Genomic DNA, 2,602 nt, shown 5'->3' with positions numbered 1-2,602 from the left:
GCCGGATGTGCTGAAAGGTACAAGTCCGGTTTTGAGGGGAGGGGGTTACAGCGATGTAATCCCTTTACCCGACTAATTCTGAAACCTAAAGATGATGCGGAGGCAATACTTGATAAAGTCAGCGAGTTTCTGGCAGAACGAGGAATGAAGGTTAGTGAAAAGAAAACTAAGCTAACAGCTACGACAGATGGATTTGACTTCCTCGGTTGGCACTTCAAAGTGCAAAACAACGGGAAATTTAGATGCGTTCCATCAGCGGACAATTTTAAAGCATTCCGTCAGAAGGTAAAACACATCGTTAACAACTCGAATTATGGTGCTACGGACAAGGCTGAGAAATTAGCTTCTGTGGTTAGAGGCTGGAGAAATTACCATCGCTACTGTAAATTGGATGGATCACGGCTATCACTGTGGTTCATCCAAAATAGAGCCTTCAAGGTATTCAACAAGGAAGCAAAACAGAATCGCTATACTGTCAAGAAATTGATAGAAAAAGCATTCCCGGCGGTTCCCTACTCCGAAAACAAATTTGTCAACGTCAAAGGAGAGAAATCACCCTACGACGGAGATATAGCCTACTGGAGTGAGTGTAACAGCAAGCTCTATGACGGTAACACATCTAAAGCTTTAAAACGGCAAAACCATAAATGTGGAAAATGTGGCTTAAAAATGCTAGGCGATGAAAAGGTACATCTACATCATGTAGATGGAAACCATAGTAACTCGAAAATAAATAACCTTCTAGCGGTTCACGAAAGCTGCCACGATTATCTCCACATGAGCAAAGGCGAAAGCCAAGAACATCGGGAGCTGGGTGCGGGAAAACTCGCACGCCCAGATCGTGCGGTTCGTTTCTATGAAACTAGCCTGTATGGGTTAGGGGATTAGAGCCTTTACGCCGCCTTGGGTGCAAGCCCTAAAAGATAGTAAAGGTAACTTCAGTTGAGTGTGAGTGCGTCAAACTCAAATTTGACAAGTCTTACCCGCTAGGAATGGCGTGATGCCAAAACTGCCCACATGGATAGAGAACAAACTCTAAAAATGAAGCTGGGGACAGAACGAGAATAACAAACCTGAGATGGGAGCAACTCGTATAGGTAAGTAGTCAAGGTTAAACATTAGTTGAACTCTCGGAAAAAGCGTCTGAGCGTGAACGACCGAAATCAAGGTCGAACAACGACACAACATAACACTTCAAGTGTGAAAATACCCGCATTATTTTGAACTGGATAAATGCAATTCTGGGACATCGTGGGCGAAATGAGAGAACCTAAAACTACAAAACAACTAAACCGAGGAACGAAAAAAACGGCTCTTTCAACCTTCAATTTGAGAAAATTACTTCCTCAAATTGTGGACTCCTTAAATAAGGGTTAGCGGGTAGAGTTGGTAAGATGTACTCAAAAACTCAAGAAATCAGGACTCTTGGACAACTGGGTACGGTTTACATAGAAAATGTTCATTCAGGCGTAGAGAATGTTATGGCAACGGAGTTAAATCCAGTTGATAAATGGAAATCAATTCCTTGGCGCAAGCTGCGGAAAATTGTGTTTCGCCTACAAGTGAGAATATTCAAGGCTCAAAAGAACGGTAACGTGCTTCTAGTGCGTAAGCTTCAGAAACTTTTATTAAGCTCTCTTTGCAGCGAAATTGCTTGCCCTAAGGCAAGTGACACAGTTAAATACTGGACGGAAAACCGCAGGGGTGGACGGAAAGAAAGCCCTCGAACCCTCACAAAGACTGGCACTATTTGAAGTGTTAGTTAAGAACTGGAAGCAATGGAAACATCAGCCTCTAAAGCGAGTGTACATACCCAAAGTAGACGGAACTAAAAGAGGACTAGGAATCCCGACCATTAGCGACAGAGCATATCAATGTCTCATCAAATATGCCTTGGAACCCGCAGCAGAAGCTACGTTCAACGCTCATTCTTATGGGTTTAGACCTAGCCGAAGCTGCCATGATATCCAGAGACAATTATTCAATAATCTAAACTCTAGGAGTAATGGGTTAGAAAAAAGAATTTTGGAATTGGATATTGAAAAATGTTTCGACAAGATTGACCACAAATTCTTAATGCAATCAGTCCAACTACCAAAGGCAGCAAAACAAGGGGTGTTTAGGGCAATAAAAGCTGGAATCAGAGGAGAATTTCCTTCATCAGAATCCGGTACGCCCCAAGGGGGAGTTTTCAGCCCATTACTAGCCAATATAGTCCTTCACGGATTAGAAAATGTTGGTCATGAGGTCAGATTAAAAATCAGAAATGGTGGCAGATACATAGACACTATTACTGGATTTCGTTATGCGGATGACGTTGTGTTTATTCTGAAACCAGAAGACGACCCTGAACCCCTCCGAGGACACATTGATAAATTCTTGGAAATAAGAGGATTAAAAGTCAAAGAAGCCAAAACCAAAGTCGTACATAGTACAGGTGGTTTCGACTTCCTTGGGTGGAACTTCTCAGTTAAACCCAATGGTAAATTCATTTCAACACCCAGTCAAAAAGCTACAATTAGCATCAGGGTAAACGCATCTTAATTTCAACCTAAAACATGATAAGATTAAGTATTTAGCTAAATCAAGTGCGTAATTCATA

At 42.0% G+C, this 2,602-nt stretch carries 3 protein-coding genes; all 3 read left to right on the top strand.

The window, feature by feature from the left end:
* The coding region (locus QT994_RS27430) for a group II intron maturase-specific domain-containing protein (RefSeq protein ID WP_333180248.1) at positions 1-888 on the top strand (888 nt) is incomplete at its 5' end.
* A gap of 506 nt (positions 889-1,394) precedes the next feature.
* Complete coding sequence (locus tag QT994_RS27995) at positions 1,395-1,754, top strand: reverse transcriptase N-terminal domain-containing protein (RefSeq protein ID WP_445243956.1); 360 nt, start codon at positions 1,395-1,397, stop codon at positions 1,752-1,754.
* Positions 1,651-2,544, top strand: a complete 894-nt coding sequence (locus QT994_RS27425) for a reverse transcriptase domain-containing protein (protein WP_445243955.1) — start codon at positions 1,651-1,653, stop codon at positions 2,542-2,544. The genes QT994_RS27995 and QT994_RS27425 overlap by 104 nt, the downstream gene beginning before the upstream one ends.
* The last annotated feature ends 58 nt before the right edge of the window (positions 2,545-2,602 follow it).

The organism is Microcoleus sp. S13_B4 (assembly GCF_036700885.1).
Lineage (GTDB): Bacteria > Cyanobacteriota > Cyanobacteriia > Cyanobacteriales > Microcoleaceae > Microcoleus.
This window is presented reverse-complemented; position numbering and strand designations above follow the sequence as displayed.